This window comes from Rathayibacter sp. VKM Ac-2803 (genome assembly GCF_009807175.1).
Classification (GTDB): Bacteria; Actinomycetota; Actinomycetes; order Actinomycetales; family Microbacteriaceae; genus Rathayibacter.
On the sequence record NZ_WUCD01000001.1, the window covers coordinates 2544908 to 2566724 of the forward strand.

Here is a 21817-nt window from a genome sequence, read left to right on the forward strand (position 1 = left end):
CTCCTCCGCGCGGTTCTCCCACGCGGCGGGAAGCACCTTCCGCGCCGGGTCGCCTGCAGACCTCACCTCTGGCGCTCCTGCAGACCGCACCCGGAAGTGCGTCAGACGTCGATGCGGTCCCGCGAGAGCGTCTCGGAGCCCCGGACGATGAACTCCTTGCGGGGAGCGACGTCGTTGCCCATCAGCAGCTCGAAGACGCGCCCCGCGTTCTCGGCGTCGGCCACCCGCACCCGGCGCAGCGTCCGGCGCGAGCGGTCCATCGTCGTGGTCGCGAGCTGATCCGCGTCCATCTCGCCGAGGCCCTTGTATCGCTGGATCGGGTCCTGATAGCGCCTCCCCGCCTTGGCCAGCGCCGCCAGCACGCTCTGCAGCTCCTTCTCGGAGTAGGTGTAGATCGTCTCGTTCGGCTTCTTGCCGGCGTTCATCACGACGACCCGGTGCAGCGGCGGCACCGCGGCGAACACCCGCCCGGCCTCGACCAGCGGTCGCATGTAGCGGAAGAACAGGGTCAGCAGGAGGGTGCGGATGTGCGCGCCGTCGACGTCGGCGTCGCTCATCAGGATGATCTTGCCGTAGCGCGCCGCCGTGAGATCGAACGATCGACCCGAGCCCGCTCCGATGACCTGGATCATCGATGCGCACTCGACGTTCGAGAGCATGTCGGCGATGCTCGCCTTCTGCACGTTCAGGATCTTGCCGCGGATGGGGAGCAGCGCCTGGTACTCGCTGTTGCGCGCGCTCTTCGCAGTCCCCAGGGCGGAGTCGCCCTCGACGATGAAGAGCTCGCTGTTCTCGACGTCGTTGCTGCGGCAGTCGACGAGCTTCGCCGGCAGGGACGAGGACTCGAGGGCGTTCTTGCGCCGCTGCGTCTCCTTGTGGGCGCGCGCCGAGATCCGCGACTTCATCTCGGCCACGAGCTTCTCCAGCAGCTGCGACATCTGTGCCTTGTCCTCGCGCTTGGTCGAGGAGAAGATCGCGCCGAGGGTCGAGGTGATGGTCTGCGCGACGATCGCGCGCACGGCCGGCGTGCCGAGCACCTCCTTCGTCTGGCCCTCGAACTGCGGCTCGGGCAGGCGCACGGTGAGCACCGCCGTCAGCCCCGCGAGGACGTCGTCCTTCTCGAGCTTGTCGGAGCCCACCTTGAGGCGCCGGGCGTTCGCCTCGACCTGCGAGCGGAGGAGCTTCAGCAGCCCCTGCTCGAACCCCGTCTGGTGCGTGCCGCCCTTGGGCGTCGAGATGATGTTGACGAAGCTGCGCACGACGGTCTCGTAGCCGGTGCCCCAGCGCAGGGCGATGTCGACCTCGCACGAGCGCTCGACCTCGGTGGGGACCATCGCACCGCCCGGAGTGAGCACGGGGACGGTCTCGGTGAAGGTGCCCGTGCCGGTCAGCCGGAGGACGTCGGTCACGGCCGCGTCGGGGGCGAGGAACTCGACGAACTCCGAGATCCCGCCGTCGTAGCGGAACATCTCGGCGCGACGCTCGGCCTCGCGGTCGTCGACGATGTCGATCGTCAGGCCGGGGACCAGGAAGGCGGTCTGCCGGGCGCGGGTGACGAGGTCGTCGGTCTGGAACGCCGCGCCCTTGGTGAAGATCTGCCGGTCGGCCCAGTACCGCACGCGGGTTCCGGTGACGCCCCGCTTGACCTTGCCGACGACATCGAGCTCCGACCCGTTCTCGAAGGGGGTGAACGGCGCATCCGGAGTCGGCTCGCCGCCGGCGTCGGCGAAGCGGCCGGGCTCCCCGCGGTGGAACGACATCCGGTAGGTGCGGCCGTCGCGGTCGACCTCGACGTCGAGACGCTCCGACAGGGCGTTGACCACCGAGGCGCCGACACCGTGCAGACCACCTGAGGCCGCGTACGAGCCGGAGCCGAACTTGCCTCCGGCGTGCAGCTTGGTGAAGACCACCTCGACGCCGGTGAGGCCGGTCTTGGGCTCGAGGTCGACCGGGATGCCGCGCGCGCTGTCGCGGACCTCGACGCTGTCGTCGGCGTGCAGCACGACGCTGATCTCGGAGCCGTGCCCGGCCAGCGCCTCGTCGACGGAGTTGTCGATGATCTCCCACAGGCAGTGCATCAGGCCGCGCGAGTCGGTCGAGCCGATGTACATGCCCGGACGCTTCCGGACCGCCTCGAGCCCCTCGAGGACGGAGAGGTGCCGGGCGGAGTAATCGGAGGAGGCCATTCGATCAGTTTACTTTCGGCGGGTCCGTCCCCGGCCGAGGCGCGGCAGGCCGTGCGAGGTCCAGTGTGCTGGGGCACCTACGCGCACAGCGAAATGCCGCGGGATCGTCTCTACCCGGAAACAATCGCGTGCTTTGATGGTTGCACCAGACAGAAGAAGTCGAAGAACGAGTGCAGGAGGCCAAGTCATGTCGACCACAGCAACCCAGAACGGCGTGGACGAACTCGCTGGCGCCCACCAGCTCTCAGCCGCCGACCGCTGCGACAGCTGCGGCGCGCAGGCGTACATCCGGGTCGTCGTGAACAGCGGAGAGCTCCTCTTCTGCTCGCACCACGGCAAGAAGTACCAGGAGAAGCTCTCCAGCATCGCTCAGAGCTGGCACGACGAGTCCGCGCGGCTCTTCGAAGAGCAGCGCCCCTAGTCCTCGACCGCTGTCGGTCCGACGCTCAGGCGTCCTACCGGGAGACACCGAGCCGCTTCGCGATCACTTCGCGAGCGGCTCGTGCTGTTTCATCGGCGGCACGGAGGCGATCGTCCGTCGTCGAGTACTCGAGGGAGTGACGAGCGGCGACCCTGGTGAGGATCGCATCCGCCAGTACCGGGTTCTTCGCGAGGACGGGACCGTGCAGGTGGGTGCCGAGCAGTCCGCCGCTCAGGTACCCCTCGACGCCGCGGCCGTCTCCGACTCCGTGCAGCACCGCGCCGAGGACGTGCGCCGGGTCGATGCCGTCGACGCGTCGGACATGGTTCTCGAAGCCGACCAGTACGTCGGCTCCGGACGAGACCACGAGGTCGTCGGTCGCCCGCTCCCCCGCGACCGAGCGCCCGGGGAACACTCCGACACCGCCGACGACGCCCTCGGGTGTGGTGAACGACTCGGTGAGGAGCTGCCAGCCGGCTCCGACGGCGACGATCTCGGTCCCGTCCGCGACCCAGCCCTTCAGCACGGAGCCGATGTCGCGCAGGAGCTCCAGCACGACGGGCAGATCCTGGTCGGCGCCGGTCCCCGCGACGACGACGTCCGTGCGGGTGGTGACATCGTCGACCGAGCGGAGCGGCACGAGCTCGGCGTCGAGCCCCGCCCAGCGCGCCCGCGCCACCAGGACCCGCGCGTTGGCGGCGTCCCCGTTGCTGTCGAGGACCTCCGGCGCCAGAACGCCGATGCGGAGAGCGGTCACGAGTCCTCCTCGCGGTTCGAGGCGAGCTGCAGGTGCGCACGGGTGCGGCGCATCGAGTCGGCCGAGAAGACGATGGTCTTACGGCCGGAGGCGGGCGCGGGAAGCGCGAGGAACGTGTCCAGGGCGCGGCCGAGATCCTCGTCGACGGCGTCGATCGCGACTCCGTCATAGCGCAGCTGGAGCGCCGCCTCGTGGGCCTTCGATCCGGACACCACGCGCACGCGTCCGAGCCTCGCCGTGTCGACGGGCCAGAAGTAGGACGGATCGCGGACGTCGGATCCGATCGCCAGCATCACCTGATCGGTGCCCTCGGGGATCTCCGCGAGGTTCAGCCGGTAGCTCGCGGGGTTCTGCACGAGCACGAACTCCACCTCCTGCCCGCGCACGGTGACGACCTCGCCGCGACCGAACACGGGATCGATCGACGAGAGGGCGGCGGAGGCGGTGCCGGCGTCGAAGCGCTCGCCCAGCACGGCCCGCGCGGCAGAGACGGCGGCGGCGGCGTCGACCGCGTAGTGGACACCGCGCGCGGGCAGCCGCACCGGCAGGGAAGCGCCGTCGCTCACGATCGTGGCCGCCGCACCCGACGTCGTCTCGACGACGGTGGTCGCGCGATCCGCGACCGGATCGGCGTCGGCCGCGTAGCCGAGCCCGCCCGTGGCCGCGCTGCGGACCTCGGAGGAGACTCCGTACCAGCGGACAGCGTCGGCGGGGAGCGTCGTCGCGATCTCGGCGACGTGCCGGTCGTCCGCGTTCAGGACCACCGGGCCCGTCGCCCGTGTCGCGATGGTGCTGAGCATGCGGGCGACCATCGCCGGGTCGAAGAAGCGGTCGATCTGGTCGACCACGACGTTCGTCAGCAGCACGACCCGCGGGCTCATGCGGGGAGCGAGGCGCGCTCCGTGGCCCTCGTCCATCTCGAGGACGGCGATGTCCGCGTCGATGCGGCCGCGCAGATCCGCCCGTTCGAGGAGCGCCGAGGTCAGGCCCTGCGCGATGTTCGCGGTCGAGGGGTTCGTGAAGACGCTCAGCCCGTGCGCGCGCAGGACGGCGACGAGCATCTTGGTGGTCGTCGACTTGCCGGCCGAGCCGGTGACGACGACGAGTCCCTCCGGAAAGCCGCCGAGGACGGCGGGGAGGAACCCGGGTGCGACGCGGTTGACGACGAGCCCGGGAACGGCGGAGCCGCCGCCCGGCTTGCGCAGCCGCGCTGCGACACGGGCGGCCCTCCCCAGGAGGACCGCCGGCGCGTAGCGGATCACCGGCCTACTCGAGGTAGTCGCGGAGCGACTGCGAGCGCGAGGGGTGGCGGAGCTTGGCCATCGTCTTCGACTCGATCTGGCGGATGCGCTCGCGCGTGACGCCGAACGTGTCGCCGATCTGGTCGAGGGTCTTCGGCATGCCGTCACCGAGGCCGAAGCGCATGCGGATCACGCCCGCCTCACGCTCCGAGAGCGAGTCGAGCAGCGACTCGAGCTGCTTCTGCAGCATCGTGAAGCCGACCGCGTCGGCCGGGACGACCGCCTCGGTGTCCTCGATGAGGTCGCCGAACTCGCTGTCGCCGTCCTCACCCAGGGGGGTGTGCAGCGAGATCGGCTCGCGACCGTACTTCTGGACCTCGATGACCTTCTCGGGGGTCATGTCGAGCTCACGCGAGAGCTCCTCGGGCGTGGGCTCGCGGCCCAGGTCCTGGAGCATCTGGCGCTGCACGCGGGCGAGCTTGTTGATGACCTCGACCATGTGCACCGGGATGCGGATGGTGCGCGCCTGGTCGGCCATCGCACGGGTGATCGCCTGGCGGATCCACCACGTCGCGTAGGTCGAGAACTTGAAGCCCTTGGTGTAGTCGAACTTCTCGACGGCGCGGATCAGACCGAGGTTGCCCTCCTGGATCAGGTCCAGGAACTGCATCCCGCGTCCGGTGTAGCGCTTCGCGAGGCTCACGACGAGGCGGAGGTTCGCACCGAGCAGGTGGCTCTTCGCGCGCTGCCCGTCCTTCGCGACCCAGCGCAGCTCGCGGACGAGCTCCGGGCTGAGGTCGCTCGAGTTGGCGAGCTTGTCCTCGGCGAACAGGCCGGCCTCGATGCGCATCGCGAGCTCGACCTCCTCGGCCGCGTTCAGAAGCGCGACCTTGCCGATCTGCTTCAGGTAGTCCTTGACCGGGTCGGCGGTCGCACCGGTGATCGCGGTCGAGTAGACCGGGACCTCGTCGTCGTCGCCGCCGAAGGACAGCACGAGGGCTCCGCTCGGAAGCGGCTCCGCGGGCGCGGCCACGGCCACGGCCGGGCTGTCCGGGGTCTCGGTGTCGTCCTTGGCCTCGGGCTCGGGCTCGTCGGCGACCGTCTCGGTCTCGTCGTCCTCCGCGACCTCGGCCTCGTCGGGCTCGGGAGCGTCGGCGGTCTCCTCGTCGGCGGCAGGCGCGGCCGTCTTGGCGGAGGCGCGGGCGCGCGGGGTCTTCGCGGCGGCGGGCTTGCGCGCGGCCGGCTTCTTGGGCGTGGTCGTCGTCGCGTCGTCGTCGACGGCGTCGAGCGTTGCTGTCTTGGTAGTCCTGGTGGCCATGGCGGCACCTCTCCATCCGTTGCGTCCCGGTAGCGGACGGCGCCGAGTGAGCGTCGTCCGTCGGTGGGCATTACGAGGACCCATGTCAAGTCGGGGACGTCGCACGCCCGACGTGGGCATGGTGCTCCTCGACCCGAACGGGTCCTATTGACAATTATTGCACGCCTGGGTAGTGGGATCGTGCCGTCGAGCCGTTCGGCGAGCGCGGATCCGCCGGAACGCCGATCAGGACGCACCGGAGCGGCGGCGGTTCCGAGAGGAGTGCGGCGGGACGGAGCCGAAGCGGCGGTCAGCGCCCCGAGCGCCCGCGACGCAGCCGATCACTCAGTGCAACCCAGAGAGGGGCCACCATTATTCCCTCGTCCTCGGCCAGACGACGGCGCGTCCTGCGCCTCGCGCTGACGAGTCCGACGACTCCTGCGCCGACGACGACGTACTGCACGCACCAGGCGAGACGGAAGTGCTCCATCGAGTAGAGCTCGGCGGAGTCGGCGCCGGGACCGGCGAGGGCGTCGAGGACGAGGCCCATCGCGAACATCATCGTGAAGCTGGCGAGGAACCCGCCGACGTTGACGACTCCGTTCGCCGCGCCGAGGCTCCGCTTCGGATTGAAGGTGCGGGCGAAGTCGAAGCCGATCATCGAGCCCGGCCCGCCCGCGCCGATCACGACGAGCAGAAGCACGATCAGCCAGTACGGCGGGACACCGGGCCAGAGCAGGACGACGGTCCAGGCGATCCCCATCGTCGAGACGATCCCGATGACCAGGTTGCTCCTGCGCATCGGATGCCTCGCCGTCAGCACACCGAGCAGAGGACCGACCACGATGCCGGCCACGACCACGATCGTCAGAGTGGGAGCGGCCTGGCTCGGCGGGAGGCCGATCGCGTAGACGAGGAACGGGTAGCCCCAGAGCAGCGTGAACACGGTCCCCGACGACTGGGTCACGAAGTGCGACCAGAAGCCGAGCTGCGTGCCCGGCCGTCTCAGGCTGACGGCGAGCTGCGCGATCGTGGCCCGCAGGGTGGGCGGCACGAGGACTATCGGCTCCGTGCGCGGCGGGACGTCGTTCACGAGCAGGAGCACGCCGAGGAACGACACGGCGCCCAGGCTCGCGGCGGAGAGGAAGGCGGGGGTCCAGCCGGCGGAGTGCAGGAGCGCGGCGAACGGCAGGGCGGACAGGATCTGCCCGATCTGCCCGATGTTGCCGATCCACTGCGACAGCTGAGGGACGAGTGGTCCGCTGAACCAGGTGACGGTGAGCCGGATGACGGAGGTGAAGATCGCCGCGTCCCCGGCTCCCACGAGGATGCGGCCACCGATCGCGACGCCGATCGAGGGGGCGACCGCCAAGACGATCTGGCCGGCCATCATCAGCGCCGTCCCGCTGAGGATCAGCGTCTTCGGCCCGAACCGGTCGATCAGGATCCCGACCGGGATCTGCATCGCCGCGTAGACGATCAGCTGGACGACGGCGAGCGAGGAGAGGACGGCCGCCGCCACGCCGAACCTGTCGGCCGCGTCGACGCCGGCCACGCCGAGGGTGGTGCGGTCCAGCACCGCGACGAGATACGCGAACGCTCCGGCACCGAAGACGAACCAGGCTCGAGAAGATCGCACTCGTCCGAGCCTAGCAAGCGGGCTCCCGCGGCTAGGAGGCGGCGGGCTCGTCCCCGGGGCGGCGGATCGCGAGGAACTTCTCGAGCTCGGCCGCGAGGGCGTCGGCACTCGGGACGAACCCGTCCTCGTCGGTGAGCGGCGAGCGGAGGCTCGTCCCCTCCATGTAGGTGTCGTGCCGCGCCTCGAGGGCGGCGACCAGCTTCTGCAGCTCCTCGTTGCCGCCGACCTGCTCGTCGACCTTCGCGAGGAACTCGCGGCCGCTCTCGCGCAGGCGATCGGTCGGGAAGATGAGGCCGGTCGATGCCGAGATGCTCTCGAGGGCAGCGACGGCGGCCTGCGGGTACTCCGTGTCGGAGAGGTAGTGCGGGATGAGCAGGGCGAAGCCGACCGCCGACAGCCCGCGCTCGTACAGCCGGTACTCGAGCAGGTGCAGGACGTTCGAGGGGACCTGGGTGTGCGGCTTCCACACCGACATCGCCTCGATGAGGTCTTCGCGGTTGCCGCTCACCGTGACGCCGACGGGCCTCGTGTGCGGGACCGGCATCGGGATCGCGTGGACCCACGTGGTGCTCGCCACCTCGAGCCGGTCGATCAGCGCGACGATCGCCCGCGTGAAGCGCTCCCACTGGAAGTCGGGCTCGAAGCCGGTCAGCAGCAGGAACGGCTGGTGGAGCTCGTCGTGCGCGAGCGAGAGGCGGAGCGTCGCCGGACGGTAGTCGGTCAGGTGGTCCTGATCGAAGGTGATGATGGGGCGTCGGGCGCGGTAGTCGAGCAGCTGGTCCTGGTCGAACTCGACGATCACGCGGTGCTGCAGCGTGTCGAGGAGGTACTCCCCCAGCTGTCCCACGGCGCCCCCCGCGTCGGCGAAACCGGTGAGCCCGGCGACGAGGTGCAGCCCGCGCGGAACCTCCGACAGGTCGCCCTCGATCTCGAACAGGTCTTCCGGATCCAGCATGCGATCCACTGTAGACGGCGGTGCTCCGACCCCCGGGCGACCGCGCTGAGCCCTCAGCGAACAGCGCCTAGCATTGCGCGCATGCCCCTCTCCTCACTCGAGTTCACGACCGTCCCCGTCTCCGACATCGCCTCCGACGCCCTCGTCCTCGGGGTCGCGCCGGGTCCGGACGGTCCGCGGCTGGTCGGCGCCGAGGGTCTCGACGAGCTCACCGCGGCACTTCCGGCCCTCGGGGTGACCGGAGCGGTCGAGACGCTGGTCCGCGTCCCCTCGCCGCTGCGTGCGGGTGTCGTCGTCCTGGTCGGCCTCGGGTCGACCGACCCCTCCGACACGGTGCTGCGCGCCGCCGCAGGGCTCGCCGTGCGCTCGCTCGCGGGCACCGCCTCCGTCGCCCTGGCACTGCCCGTCGCCGCCGAGGGCGCTCTCGCCGCCGTCGCAGAAGGAGCCGCGCTCGGCGCCTACGCCTTCTCGGCGTTCCGCAGCAGCACGGTCGAGTCGGTCAAGCAGCCCGTCCAGAGCGTCGTCCTTCTCGCTCCGGAGGGCGCCGACCCGGCGATCCTCGAGCGTGCTCTGGCCATCGGCCGGGCCGTCTCCACAGTGAAGGACCTGGTCAACACCCCGCCGTCGCACCTCTACCCGCAGACGCTCGCCGAGGCCGTGCAGAGCGGGGTCGAGGGGCTGCCGCTCGAGGTCACCGTCTGGGACGAGAAGGCGCTCGAGGAGGAGGGCTTCGGCGGGATCCTCGGCGTCGGCGCCGGATCCTCGCGTCCGCCCCGCCTCGTCAAGGTCGCCTACTCCCCCGACGGAGCGGGCACCCACCTGGCGCTGGTCGGCAAGGGCATCACCTTCGACAGCGGCGGACTCTCGCTCAAGCCGCCGACCTCGATGGTCGGCATGAAGTACGACATGACCGGAGCCGCGACCGTCTACGCCGTCGTGCGGGCCGTCGCCGAGCTGCGCCTCCCCGTCCGCGTCACCGCGTGGCTCTGCATCGCCGAGAACCTGCCGTCCGGCACCGCGATCCGCCCCAACGACGTCCTGATCATCCGCGGCGGCAAGACCGTCGAGGTCCTCAACACGGACGCCGAGGGGCGCCTCGTCCTCGCCGACGGCCTCGTCGCGGCGAGCGAGGAGCAGCCGGACGCGATCATCGACGTCGCGACGCTCACCGGTGCCGTGTCGGTCGCGCTCGGCAACCGCTACGTGGCCGCGATGGGCGACGACGAGCTGATCCGCACCGTGCTGGCCGCCGCCGCCCGGGCGGGCGAGCCGTTCTGGCACATGCCGCTCCCCGCGGAGCTGCGCCCCCTGCTGAACTCCGATGTCGCCGACATCGCCAACGTCAAGCCGGGGAACACGGCGGGCGGCATGCTGATCGCGGGCCACTTCCTCCGCGAGTTCGTCGGCACGCGCGGCGAGGGCGACGAGGCGAGCACCATCCCGTGGGTGCACCTCGACATCGCGGGCGCCGCCAACAACGGGGGCGGGGCGCACGGCTTCACCGCCGGCGGCCCGACCGGTGTCTCGGTGCGGGCGCTGCTCGCCCTGGCCGAGCACTTCGCGAGCGCGTAGTAGGGTCGACGGGGCGGGAGATCCCGCCTCGTCCCCCTTCTCAGGCCCCGAGCGCATCGCGCCGGTACGGCTGAGGAGGCGAGGGAACCGCACGTCGCAAGGGAGTCACTCGGTGTCGGAAGAGCGCTACGACCTCGTCGTGCTCGGTGGTGGCAGCGGCGGGTACGCGGCGGCCCTCCGTGCGACCCAGCTCGGCATGAGCGTCGCGATCGTCGAGCGGGACAAGCTGGGCGGCACCTGCCTGCACCGCGGCTGCGTCCCCACGAAGGCGCTCCTGCACGCGGCGGAGCTCGCCGACGGCGCCAAGGACGCGCAGAAGTACGGAGTCCTGGCCTCGTTCCAGGGCATCGACATCGCCGGAGTGACCCGGTACCGCGAGGGAGTCGTCGCGGGCAAGTACAAGGGGCTGCAGAGCCTCGTGTCCTCGCGCGGCATCACCGTCGTGAACGGCGAGGGACGCCTGACCGGACCGACCACGGTCTCGGTGGGCGAGCACGTGCTGCACGGCACCTCCGTCGTCCTCGCGACGGGATCGTCCTCGCGGACGCTGCCCGGCATCGAGATCGGCGGTCGCGTCGTCACCAGCGACCAGGCCCTCGAGCTCGACCACGTCCCCGAGCGCGTCATCGTGCTGGGCGGCGGCGTCATCGGAGTCGAGTTCGCCAGCGTGTGGCGGTCCTTCGGCGCCGAGGTGACGATCGTCGAAGCCCTCCCCCACCTCGTGCCCAACGAGGACGAGAGCGCCAGCAAGCAGCTCGAGCGCGCGTTCCGCAAGCGCGGCATCGCCTTCACCCTCGGCTCCCGGGTCTCGTCCGTCTCGCAGAGCGAAGACTCGGTCACCGTCTCGCTCGAGTCCGGCGCGAGCCTCGAGGGCGACCTCCTGCTCGTCGCCGTCGGGCGCGGACCTGTCACCGCCGGCCTCGGCTTCGAGGAGGTCGGTGTCACCCTCGATCGCGGCTACGTCGTCACCGACGAGCGCCTGCAGACCTCGGTCCCCGGTCTCTACGCGGTCGGCGACATCGTCCCCGGCCTCCAGCTCGCGCACCGCAGCTTCCAGCAGGGGATCTTCGTCGCCGAGGAGATCGCCGGGCTCGGCCCGCAGGTCGTCGCCGACGTCAACGTGCCGAAGGTGACCTACAGCGACCCCGAGGTCGCCTCCGTCGGACTCACCGAGGACCTCGCCGTGGCGGAGTACGGCGCCGACCGCGTCGCCAGCTACGACTACGGCCTCGGCGGCAACGCGCGGAGCACCATCATCGGCACCACCGGGTCGGTCAAGGTCGTCCGGCTCGTCGACGGACGGGTCGTGGGCGTGCACATGGTCGGCGCGCGGGTGGGCGAGCTGATCGGCGAGGCCCAGCTGATCGTGAACTGGGAAGCCCATCCCGAGGACGTGGCCCCTCTCGTGCACGCGCACCCCACCCAGAACGAGGCGCTCGGCGAGGCGCACCTCGCTCTGGCCGGGAAGCCGCTGCACGCCCTCTAGAACCACCGAGAGCGGCGACCCGCTGCTCCCGGTTCAATACACTGAAGATCGAACAACGCGTCTTAAGGAGACAGGCTCATGAGCGAATCCGTCAGCCTCCCGGCACTCGGAGAGAGTGTCACTGAGGGAACGGTCACCCGCTGGCTGAAGAACGTCGGGGACCGCGTCGAGGTCGACGAGCCCCTGCTCGAGGTCTCGACGGACAAGGTCGACACCGAGATCCCGTCGCCCATCGCCGGTGTCATCGAGGAGATCCTCGTCCAGGAGGACGAGACCGTCGAGGTCGGTGCGGAGCTGGTGCGCATCGGCGACGGTTCGGGTGCCGCCGCTGCGGCCGAGCCCGAGGCCCCCGCGGAGGAGGCCCCCGAGGTCGCCGCCGCCGAGGAGGAGTCGACCGACGTCGCGACCCCCTCGGTCGACGCCGACAGCGACGACGAGGCCCCCGCGCCCGCCGAGCCCGAGCCGGCTCCCGCCGCCGCGAAGCCCGCCCCCGAGGTCTCGGCCCCCGCGCCGTCCACCCCGGCTCCGACCCCCGCCGCGGCCACTCCCGCGGCCCCGGCAGCCTCGGCGCCGGCACCCGCCGCGACTCCCGAACCGACCGACTCGAACCCGGGCTACGTCACGCCCCTCGTCCGCAAGCTGGCGAGCGAGCACGGCATCGACCTGACCACCCTCACCGGTACCGGTGTCGGCGGCCGCATCCGCAAGCAGGACGTCCTCGACGCCGTCGAGGCCGCCAAGTCGGCTCCGGCGCCCGTGTCGGCCCCCGCCGCCGCTGCGGCCAAGGCCGCGCGCACGCCGCTCGAGACCTCGCCCCTGCGCGGGACCACCCAGCCGATGTCGCGTCTGCGCAAGGTCCTCGCCCAGCGCGCCGTCGAGTCGATGCAGTCGACCGCTCAGCTCACCTCGGTGGTCGAGGTCGACGTCACCGCCGTCGCCCGCTTCCGCGACTCCGTGAAGAAGACCTTCCAGGAGAAGACCGGCGCCAAGCTGTCCTTCCTCCCGTTCTTCGCTCTCGCCGCCGCCGAGGCGCTGAAGGCCTACCCGGTCATCAACTCGACTCTCGACGGCGACTCGATCGTCTACCCCGACCACGAGAACATCAGCATCGCGGTGGACACCGAGCGCGGACTCCTCACCCCGGTGCTGAAGAACGCGGCCGACCTCTCGCTCGCGCAGATCGCCTCGACGATCGGCGACCTCGCCGAGCGCACCCGCAACAACAAGCTGAAGCCCGACGAGCTCGCCGGCGGCACCTTCACGCTGACCAACACCGGCTCGCGCGGCGCGCTGTTCGACACCCCCGTGGTGTTCCTCCCGCAGACCGCGATCCTCGGGACCGGCATCGTCGCGAAGAAGCCGGCCGTCGTCCAGGTCGACGGTCAGGACGCCATCGCGATCCGCTCGACCGTCTACCTCGCGCTGTCGTACGACCACCGCACGGTCGACGGGGCCGACGCCGCTCGGTTCCTCGTCGCCATCAAGGAGCGCCTCGAGGAGGGCTCGTTCGAGAACGACCTCGGCATCTGACCCGCCGACGTCGGTGACCTCCCCTAGGGAGGATCACCGGAGAAGACGTCGCGGATGAGCCAGCCGGCCTCCGTCCTGATGATCAGGACGGAGGCCGCTGTCGTTCCCGCTGAGGACTCGAGGGACACGAGCGCCGAGCCGCCGTTCTCATCGGCCAGAACGGCGCGGATCTCGGATCCGTCGGGGATCAGTGCCTCCTCGGTCTCGTCATCGGCGCGCAGGGGTGAGTCGCCGGTCGTCAGTGCCGCGAGACACGGCGCGCCCGCTCCGATGCAGGCCGAGGCCGCCGACACCAGCTCCTCAGCTGCCGACTCCGGACTCGTTCCCGCGTCGGGAGGCGTCGCGATCGGCGACGGGACGGCGGAGGACGCGGTCACCGGGACCGGCGATGCGCGGTCGGTCGCAGGACCTGCGCTGACGGCGGAGGCGACGGCCGCTCCGAGGACGATCGCGACCCCGGCGGCGAGCGGCCCGCGGTGCGTCCTCGCGACTCCGAGCAGGCGCTCCTGCCAGCCGTCGAGCGGATGGCTCCGCCGATGCCGCCCGGGTGACTCCGGCGTCGAGCTCGCAGCCTCCGCCGGAGCCGCCCGTCGGCGGTGGACGACCGCCGCAGCGCTCCGGGCGCGCCGGAGTACCGTGCCCGGCGCCCACGGCCGTCTCGGCACCGGCCCCGAGACGAGCGACTCCGCGGTGGCGGGCTCGGCCAGCAGGAGACTGCCGAGCGGTCGCGGAGGGGCGACCCGGTAGAGGAAGGCCTCGAGCGCCTCCAGCTCCGACCCGTGCTCCGGGACCACGAGTCGATCGACGCAGGCCCCTGCGCAGCGCGCGAGGAGGCTCCGGAGGGCCTCGGCCGGCGTCTCCTTCGAGTCAGTGAGGTCGGCGACCAGCACGACCGGTGCGCCGTCGCTGGTCAGGCCGATCGTGTCCGCTCCGACGACGAGATCGACACCGCTGCCGGCCGCCGCGCGGACCGCCTCGATGACCGGGCCGAGCACCGTGACGACGACGCCGGCCGACAGCGGCTCGTGCGAGGCGAGGATCCTGCCCAGAGTGGTGATCACGGGCGGCTCCGTGAGCAGCACGAGCCCGCCGGGGACGACCCCGACGTCGACCAGGGACTCCCGGTGCTCGTGGCGGGGCAGTATCGCGAGCGGTCCGCGCAGCGCCTGCTCGGCGGCCTGCCTCGACCGGACCAGCGCCGAGAACCGCCTGCCGTCGTCTCCGACGACGAGCGCCCCGCGCGGAGTGGATCCGACGATCTCGAGGTCGCCCAGCCGCTCGGTCTCGCGCGCCACGGTCCGCCCACCTGATCCCATGCTCCGACACTGGACGGTCGGAGGGCCGGAGTACGACGGATCCGCCGGGTCCGTGGAAGGATCCGGCGCCGTCGTGCCTGGGGAGGACGTCCGATCCCGGCTATCGGTCCCCCACCGCGGGTCGGCTCGGTATCCTTGACCCCATGGCACGCAGCACGGAACCGTCGACGAAGGCGGTCAAGGAACCCGGACGTCTCAAGCAGATGTGGCAGGTGTTCCAGATGACCCGCCGCTACGACAGCAGCGCGGTCTGGATCATCCTCCTCGCCGCCCTCCTGCCGGTTCTCGTCGGCGTGATCCTCGGGATCCTGCTCGGCGACGGCAACGGCTTCGTCATCGCCCTCTGGGTGCTCGTCGGCGTCATGGCCGGCCTCGTCGCCGGCCTCGCGGTGCTCTCGCGCCGGGCGGAGCGGGCCGCCTACGGACAGATCGCCGGTCAGCCCGGTGCCGTCGGCGCCGTCCTGCGCAGCGGACTCCGCGGCAGCTGGACCGGTGGCGAGATGCCCGTCGCCGTCAACGGCAAGACGCAGGACGCGGTCTACCGCGCCGTCGGCCGCGGGGGCGTCGTCCTCATCGCCGAGGGCCCCTCCGGTCGCACCAAGCGCATGCTCGACGACGAGCGCCGCAAGGTCACCCGCATCCTCCCCAACGTCCCCGTCACGTTCGTCCACGTCGGTCCCGACGCCGACGCGGTCCCGCTGCACCGCGTCCCGCGCACCCTTGCGAAGACCAAGAAGGTCCTGACCAAGGCCGAGGTGCTGGCCGTCAAGAACCGGCTCGCGTCCCTCAACACCTCTCTGCCGATCCCCAAGGGCGTCGACCCGTTCAAGGTCCGCCCCCAGCGCTCCCGCTGACCACTGCCACGACGACGAGCCCGCGCCCATGACGGCGCGGGCTCGTCGTCGTCGCGGGTCAGTAGCGGACGAGGACCGTGCCGGCGACCTTGTCGTGGAAGCCGCGCTGGTCCGAGTCCCAGACGAGCGCGGGAACGAGGACCGCGAGGAGCACCGAGCGCACCAGGGGGCGCCAGACGCCGACCCAGCCGCCACCGAGGCGGATGACCCGCATCCCCAGCAGACGGTGGCCGATGCTGCCCCCGATGGTCGGGATGAACACGGCCTGCAGCACGACGAAGAGGATCAGGCTCGCCCAGCGGTCGTAGTCGAAGAACGCCAGCGACAGCAGCGCGGACACCGCCAGATCGACGGCGAGGGCGGCGACGCGGCGCCCGACGCGGCCCACCGACATCCGCCCCGCTTCGGGCAGCCCGAGGCGCTCACCCGGCCACGAGCTGGGGCCGACATCTCCGAAGGTCCTGCGCGCGTCCGATGGCATCCCCCGATCCTATCCTCGGCGTGTCGGAGCCGGTCGGGAGTCCGCCGCGAGGCGTCCCCGCGCGCTCCGTAACACGCCGGAAACAAACGGGACACGGGAGGGAAACCCCCTGTCACTACCCTGGGACGGCTGCGTCCCGCAGCAACCCGTTATGCCATTGGAGACCTTTGCATGTTTAAAGATTCTTCCGAGGTGCTCAAGTTCATCAAGGACACGGATGTCAAGTTCCTCGACATCCGGTTCACCGATCTCCCCGGTGTCCAGCAGCACTTCAACATTCCCGCCTCGACCGTGGACGAGGAGTTCTTCTCCGTCGGCCAGCTGTTCGACGGGTCGTCGATCCGCGGCTTCGCCAACATCCACGAGTCGGACATGCAGCTGATCCCCGATGTGACGACGGCCTACGTGGACCCGTTCCGCGTCGAGCGCACGCTCATCCTCGTCTTCGACATCTACAACCCGCGCAACGGCGAGATCTACTCGAAGGACCCGCGTCAGGTCGCCAAGAAGGCCGAGAAGTACCTCGCGTCGACCGGCATCGCCGACACCGCGTTCTTCGCCCCCGAGGCCGAGTTCTACATCTTCGACGACGTCCGCTACGAGGTCACCCAGAACGCCGCGTTCCACGTCGTCGACTCGGTCGAGGGCGCCTGGAACTCCGGCCGCGTCGAAGAGGGCGGCAACCTCGGCAACAAGACGCCCTACAAGGGCGGCTACTTCCCCGTCTCGCCGGTCGACAAGACCGCCGACCTCCGCGACGACATCTGCCTCAAGCTGATCGACGCCGGCCTCATCCTCGAGCGCTCGCACCACGAGGTGGGCACCGGCGGGCAGCAGGAGATCAACTACCGCTTCGACACGATGGTCCACTCGGCGGACGACATCCTGAAGTTCAAGTACATCGTCAAGAACACAGCCGAGCAGTGGGGCAAGACCGCCACGTTCATGCCCAAGCCCCTCTTCGGAGACAACGGCTCGGGCATGCACACCCACCAGTCGCTCTGGAACGACGGCAAGCCGCTGTTCTACGATGAGAACGGCTACGGCGGCCTCTCGGACATCGCCCGCTGGTACATCGGCGGCCTGCTCAAGCACGCCCCCGCCGTCCTCGCGTTCACGAACCCGACGGTCAACTCGTACCACCGCCTGATCCCGGGCTTCGAGGCTCCGGTCAACCTGGTCTACTCGGCCGGCAACCGCTCCGCGTCGATCCGCATCCCGATCACGGGCACGAACCCCAAGGCCAAGCGCATCGAGTTCCGCGCCCCCGACGCCTCGGGCAACCCTTACCTCGCGTTCGCCGCGCAGCTCATGGCGGGTCTCGACGGTATCAAGAACCGCATCGAACCGCACGAGCCCGTCGACAAGGACCTGTACGAGCTGCCCCCGGAGGAGGCCAAGCTCATCCCGCAGGTCCCCGCGACGCTCGAGGAGGCCCTGGCCGCCCTCGAGGCCGACCACGAGTTCCTGCTGCAGGGCGGCGTGTTCACCCAGGAGCTCGTCGACACCTGGATCGACTACAAGCGCGAGAAGGAGATCAAGCCGCTGGCCCAGCGTCCGCACCCCTTCGAGTTCGAGCTGTACTACGGGGTCTGATCCTCGAAGCACGACCACGAGGGCCGCTCTTCTCCGGAAGGGCGGCCCTCCGTCGTTCCCGGGCACCGTGCGCTCGATGGCTCCCGGTCAGCGGTAGGAGGGGGCCTCGCCCTCGACCGGGCCGTAGAAGCGCCGCTCGAAGACCGCGCGGGCGCGACGCGTGATGCCGAGGTAGTCGTCCTCGAGCTGCGTCGCCGAGCCGGCCGGGTACTCGAGCAGGCGGGCGACACCGTCGAGCTGCCGGCGGTCGGTCGGGAGGACGTCGCTCGTGCGGTTCGTCCACAGGGTCATCGCCGAGCGCACCCGGGAGGCGAACAGCCAGGCCGCGCGCAGGCGCTCCGCGTCCACAGGGGTCACCAGCTCCGCCTCCTCCGCCACGGCGAGGGCCGTGAGGGTCGACGTCGTCCGGAGCGCTGGCACCGAGCGGGCGTGCTGCAGCTGCAGGAGCTGCACGAGCCACTCCACGTCGCTCAGGGAGCCGCGGCCGAGCTTGAGGTGGCGGAGCGGGTCGGCACCCTGGGGCAGGCGCTCCTTCTCGACGCGCGCCTTGATCCGCTTGACCTCGCGCACGTCGCGGTCGGGGATCGCGGCCGGGTAGCGGACCTCGTCGGCGAGGGCCTCGAAGTCGGCGATGAGCGTCGCGTCGCCTGCGACGCCCCTGGCCCGCAGGAGTGCCTGCGCCTCCCACGTCAGCGACCAGCGGGCGTAGTAGGCGCGGTACGAGTCGAGCGAGCGGACCAGCAGACCGTTCTTGCCCTCGGGGCGGAGATCGGCATCGAGGTCGAGCGGGAGCCGGGAGTCCTCGGTGAGCCGCACCAGCTCGGCGACCAGGAACTGCGCGTACAGCTGGGCGGCCCGGGGCTCCCCCGCCCCTGGCCGCTGGACGTACATGACGTCGGCGTCCGATCCGAAGCCGAGCTCCGCTCCCCCGTAGCGCCCCATCCCGATGACCGCGAACTCGGCGTCGGAGCCGGGTCGGGCGGTGCTCGACCGGCGGACGGCGGCGAGGACGCCGTTCAGCAGGGCCGAGATGATGTCGGTGAGGCTGCAGGCGATCTCCTCGATCGTGCTGAGCCCCAGCACGCCGCCCATGGCGGTCCGGAGGACCTCGCGGCGGCGCATCGCGCGGAGGACCGCCGCCACCGTCTCCGGAGTGTCGTGTCTCAGCAGGACGGCGCGCACCTCCTCCGCGAGGGCCGCGGCGCTACGGGGTCGGAGGGCGTCGTCGTCCTCGAGCCAGGCCGCCGCCTCCGGGATGCGGTCGAGCAGCTCGCCGACGAAGCGCGAGCCCGCGAGCACCGTCGTCAGGCGCTTCGCCGCCCCGGAGGAGTCGCGCAGCATCCGCAGGAACCAGGGCGTTCCGCCGAGGGTGTCGCTGAGGCGCCGGAACGCGAGGAGGCCGTAGTCGGGGTCGGCGCCGTCGGCGAACCACTGCAGCATCACCGGGACCAGGTGCCGCTGGATGCTCGCGCGGCGCGACACTCCGGAGGTCATCGCCGCGATGTGGCCGAGCGCCCCCCGCGCGTCGGTGAACCCGATGGCCGCCAGACGCGCCTCCGCCTGCCCGGTCGAGAGCTCTGCTCCGCCGTCCGAGAGCGCGGCGACCGCCGACAGCAGCGGCCGGTAGAACAGCCGCTCGTGCAGGCCGCGCACGCGGTGCTTGATGCCGTTCCAGACGACGAGGAGCTCCTCGGCGCTCCGCGCGAGACCGCTCGAGCGCGCGAGGGTCCGCAGCTCGTGCTCGTCGCGGGGCATGAGGTGCGTGCGTCGCAGGCGCCGCAGCTGGAGGCGGTGCTCCAGCAGACGGAGCGCGCGGTAGTCCTTCGCGAACTCGTCGGCCGCCGCCCGGCCGATGTAGCCCCGGTCGGCGAGGGCGCCGAGGGCGAGCAGCGTGCCCGGCATGTGGATGGCGTCGTCGGTCTGCCCGTGCACCAGCTGGAGCAGCTGCACCGTGAACTCGATGTCGCGCAGCCCGCCGGGCCCGAGCTTGACCTGGTAGTGGACGTCGTTCTGGGGGATGTTCTCGGTGACGCGCTCGCGCATCCGCTGGACCGACTCGACGAAGTTCTCGCGCGACGCGCTCGACCAGACCTTCGGTGCGACGGCCTCGACGTAGGCCCGGCCGAGCTCGGGGTCGCCGGCGAGCGGGCGGGCCTTCAGCAGGGCCTGGAACTCCCAGCTCTTCGCCCACCGGTCGTAGTAGGTGACGTGCGATTCGAGCGTGCGGACGAGGGCGCCCTGCTTGCCCTCGGGCCGGAGGTTGGGGTCGACCTCCCACAGCTCGGGCTCGAGGGCGAGAGCGGAGGTCCCTCGCATCAGGAGCACGGCCATGCGAGTCGCGATGTCGATCGCGCGCGCGTTCGACAGCTCGCGCTCGGGGTCGCCCTCGGCCACGAAGATGACGTCGACGTCGCTCACGTAGTTCAGCTCGGAGGCGCCGGCCTTCCCCATCCCGATGACGGCGAAGCGCGTCGCCTCGACCTCCTGGCGGGAGAACCTGCCTGGCCCGGATCCGTCGACGAGGTCGGTCCGGGCGACGGCGAGCGACGCCTCGAGCGCCGCGCCTGCGAGGTCGGCGAGCGTGCGGGAGACCCGGTCGATCGCGGCGACCGGATCGGCCTGGCTCAGGTCGTGCACGACGATGCGGGTCAGCAGGCGGCGGTAGCGGATGCGCAGGGCCGTCCAGCCCTCCTCCTCACGCAGTGTCGCGAATCCGTCGACCGCGCCGACCGAGTCCAGCAGCTCGCTCCGAAGCTCTGACCGGCCCGGCAGCGTGATGACGGGGTCGAGGAGGCCCGCGAGCTCAGCGGGGCGGCGGTGCAGGAAGTCGGCGAGGCCGGAGGACGCGCCGAGGACCAGCAGCAGTCGCGTGAGGGCGTCGTCGTCGGCGAGGACGACGCTCATCTGCTCGCGGTGACTCCGGAGCAGGTCGATCAGAGCGCGCAGCGCCGCGTCGGGATCGGCGACCCCGGCGAACGCGGGATCGATCGAGTCGAGCGACCGGCCGGCGAGCTCCTCGGCCTCGGCGAGGCGCGCCCCGGTCTCGCCGAGCTCGGCGAATCCGAGGCGCGCGAAGTCGCTGAGAGTGCGTTCGCGAGCCATGGTGGGGAGTGGGTCAGAGCATCTCGAGGTTGCTGCGCAGCTCGTACGGCGTCACCTGGGCGCGGTACTCGGCCCAGTCCTTGCGCTTGTTCAGCAGCACGAAGTTGAACACCTGCTCGCCCAGCGTCTCGGCGACGAGCTCCGACTCCTCCATCAGCGAGATGGCGCGGTCGAGGCTCGCCGGGAGCGGACTGTACCCGAGGGCGCGGCGCTCGGCGTCGGACAGCGACCAGACGTTGTCCTCGGCCTCGGCGGGGAGCTCGTAGCCCTCCTCGATGCCCTTGAGGCCCGCCGCCAGCAGCAGCGAGTACGCGAGGTAGGGGTTCGCCGCGGAGTCGAGAGCGCGGTACTCGATGCGGGAGGACTGGCCCTTGTTCGGCTTGTACAGCGGCACCCGCACGAGCGCGGAGCGGTTGTTGTGGCCCCACGAGACGTAGCTCGGTGCCTCGTCGCCGCCCCAGAGGCGCTTGTACGAGTTGACGAACTGGTTCGTCACCGCGGTGATCTCGGGAGCGTGCCTGAGCAGACCGGCGATGAACTGGCGGCCGAGCTTCGAGAGCTGGTACTCCGCGCCCTGCTCGTAGAACACGTTGACGTCGCCCTCGAAGAGCGAGAGGTGGGTGTGCATGCCCGAACCGGGGTGACCGGAGAGGGGCTTGGGCATGAAGGTCGCGTAGACGCCCTGCTCGATCGCCACCTCCTTGATGACCGTGCGGAAGGTCATGATGTTGTCGGCCGTGGTGAGCGCGTCCGCGTAGCGGAGGTCGATCTCGTTCTGACCGGGGCCCGCCTCGTGGTGGCTGAACTCGACCGAGATGCCGAGGTCCTCGAGCATGCGGACCGAGCGGCGACGGAAGTCGTGCGCCGTGCCCCCGGGGACGTTGTCGAAGTAGCCGGCCGAGTCGACGGGCTCGGGACCCTCGGCGCCGAACGTCGACGACTTGAGCAGGTAGAACTCGATCTCGGGGTGCGTGTAGAACGTGAACCCGCGCTCGGCGGCCTTCGCGAGGGTGCGCTTGAGCACGTTGCGCGGGTCGGCGACCGCGGGCTGCCCGTCGGGAGTCGTGATGTCGCAGAACATCCGCGCGGTCGGGTCGATCTCGCCGCGCCACGGGAGGATCTGGAAGGTCGACGGATCCGGGTGCGCCAGGACGTCGGCCTCGAAGGAGCGGGTGAGGCCCTCGATCGCGGAGCCGTCGAAGCCGAGGCCCTCGGCGAAAGCGCCCTCGACCTCGGCCGGCGCGATGGCGACCGACTTGAGCGTGCCGACGACGTCGGTGAACCAGAGGCGAACGAATTTGATCCCTCGCTCTTCGATCGTGCGAAGAACGAAGTCCCGTTGCTTGTCCATCAAGGCCCTTCCTGTTTCGCCCCTAAGGCTAGT

General features: G+C 70.9%; 16 protein-coding genes. 6 read left to right on the forward strand and 10 right to left on the reverse strand.

Features of this window, described 5'->3' with window-relative positions; genetic code table 11:
* Nucleotides 1-101: 101 nt before the first annotated feature.
* Nucleotides 102-2186, reverse strand: a complete 2085-nt coding sequence (locus GRS96_RS11820) for a DNA gyrase/topoisomerase IV subunit B (protein WP_159853709.1) — start codon at nt 2184-2186, stop codon at nt 102-104.
* A 187-nt stretch (nt 2187-2373) separates the two neighbouring features.
* On the opposite strand from GRS96_RS11820, the gene GRS96_RS11825 reads away from it, so the two are divergent.
* Nucleotides 2374-2607: a DUF7455 domain-containing protein gene (locus tag GRS96_RS11825; protein WP_056043754.1), complete on the forward strand. Its 234-nt coding sequence runs from the start codon at nt 2374-2376 to the stop codon at nt 2605-2607.
* Nucleotides 2608-2641: 34 nt separating this feature from the next.
* Here the strand turns inward: GRS96_RS11825 and GRS96_RS11830 are convergent, their stop codons facing one another.
* From GRS96_RS11830 to GRS96_RS11850, 5 genes are all read right to left on the reverse strand, one after another.
* Complete coding sequence (locus tag GRS96_RS11830) at nt 2642-3364, reverse strand: cobyric acid synthase (RefSeq protein WP_159853711.1); 723 nt, start codon at nt 3362-3364, stop codon at nt 2642-2644.
* On the reverse strand, nt 3361-4626 hold the full coding sequence (locus GRS96_RS11835; protein ID WP_159853713.1) for a Mur ligase family protein: 1266 nt from the start codon (nt 4624-4626) through the stop codon (nt 3361-3363). Before GRS96_RS11835 ends, GRS96_RS11830 begins: the two co-directional genes overlap by 4 nt.
* Before the next feature lie 4 nt (nt 4627-4630).
* On the reverse strand, nt 4631-5923 hold the full coding sequence (locus GRS96_RS11840; RefSeq protein WP_159853715.1) for an RNA polymerase sigma factor: 1293 nt from the start codon (nt 5921-5923) through the stop codon (nt 4631-4633).
* A gap of 289 nt (nt 5924-6212) precedes the next feature.
* Nucleotides 6213-7541 carry an MFS transporter gene (locus GRS96_RS11845; protein ID WP_159988540.1) on the reverse strand — a complete coding sequence of 443 codons (1329 nt, stop codon included), beginning with the start codon at nt 7539-7541 and terminating at the stop codon, nt 6213-6215.
* Nucleotides 7542-7572: 31 nt separating this feature from the next.
* Complete coding sequence (locus GRS96_RS11850) at nt 7573-8496, reverse strand: proteasome assembly chaperone family protein (protein WP_159988541.1); 924 nt, start codon at nt 8494-8496, stop codon at nt 7573-7575.
* An 81-nt stretch (nt 8497-8577) separates the two neighbouring features.
* Between GRS96_RS11850 and GRS96_RS11855 the strand changes: the two genes are divergently transcribed.
* The 3 genes from GRS96_RS11855 to sucB all read left to right on the forward strand — a co-directional run bounded on the left by GRS96_RS11855 (nt 8578) and on the right by sucB (nt 13084).
* Complete coding sequence (locus GRS96_RS11855; RefSeq protein WP_159988542.1) at nt 8578-10068, forward strand: leucyl aminopeptidase; 1491 nt, start codon at nt 8578-8580, stop codon at nt 10066-10068.
* 112 nt (nt 10069-10180) lie between these two features.
* Entirely contained in the window at nt 10181-11554 is a 1374-nt protein-coding gene (lpdA, locus tag GRS96_RS11860; protein ID WP_159988543.1) for a dihydrolipoyl dehydrogenase, read from the forward strand.
* Nucleotides 11555-11632: 78 nt separating this feature from the next.
* A complete protein-coding gene (sucB, locus tag GRS96_RS11865) occupies nt 11633-13084 on the forward strand; it encodes a 2-oxoglutarate dehydrogenase, E2 component, dihydrolipoamide succinyltransferase (RefSeq protein ID WP_159988544.1) in 1452 nt (483 codons plus the stop codon).
* A gap of 23 nt (nt 13085-13107) precedes the next feature.
* On the opposite strand, the gene GRS96_RS11870 is transcribed toward sucB, so the two are convergent.
* A complete protein-coding gene (locus GRS96_RS11870; protein ID WP_159988545.1) occupies nt 13108-14379 on the reverse strand; it encodes a hypothetical protein in 1272 nt (423 codons plus the stop codon).
* Between the two features lie 164 nt (nt 14380-14543).
* On the opposite strand from GRS96_RS11870, the gene GRS96_RS11875 reads away from it, so the two are divergent.
* Nucleotides 14544-15254, forward strand: a complete 711-nt coding sequence (locus GRS96_RS11875) for a DUF4191 domain-containing protein (protein ID WP_159853729.1) — start codon at nt 14544-14546, stop codon at nt 15252-15254.
* Between the two features lie 58 nt (nt 15255-15312).
* Here GRS96_RS11875 and GRS96_RS11880 read toward each other — a convergent pair whose 3' ends face one another.
* Nucleotides 15313-15735, reverse strand: a complete 423-nt coding sequence (locus tag GRS96_RS11880) for an RDD family protein (protein WP_159853731.1) — start codon at nt 15733-15735, stop codon at nt 15313-15315.
* Nucleotides 15736-15906: 171 nt separating this feature from the next.
* Here GRS96_RS11880 and glnA point away from each other — a divergent pair, with 171 nt between their 5' ends.
* Nucleotides 15907-17331, forward strand: a complete 1425-nt coding sequence (gene glnA, locus GRS96_RS11885) for a type I glutamate--ammonia ligase (protein WP_159853733.1) — start codon at nt 15907-15909, stop codon at nt 17329-17331.
* 87 nt (nt 17332-17418) lie between these two features.
* Here the strand turns inward: glnA and GRS96_RS11890 are convergent, their stop codons facing one another.
* Both GRS96_RS11890 and GRS96_RS11895 read right to left on the reverse strand, forming a co-directional pair.
* Nucleotides 17419-20433 carry a bifunctional [glutamine synthetase] adenylyltransferase/[glutamine synthetase]-adenylyl-L-tyrosine phosphorylase gene (locus tag GRS96_RS11890; protein WP_159988546.1) on the reverse strand — a complete coding sequence of 1005 codons (3015 nt, stop codon included), beginning with the start codon at nt 20431-20433 and terminating at the stop codon, nt 17419-17421.
* Nucleotides 20434-20446: 13 nt separating this feature from the next.
* Complete coding sequence (locus GRS96_RS11895) at nt 20447-21784, reverse strand: glutamine synthetase family protein (protein ID WP_159988547.1); 1338 nt, start codon at nt 21782-21784, stop codon at nt 20447-20449.
* Between the last annotated feature and the right edge of the window lie 33 nt (nt 21785-21817).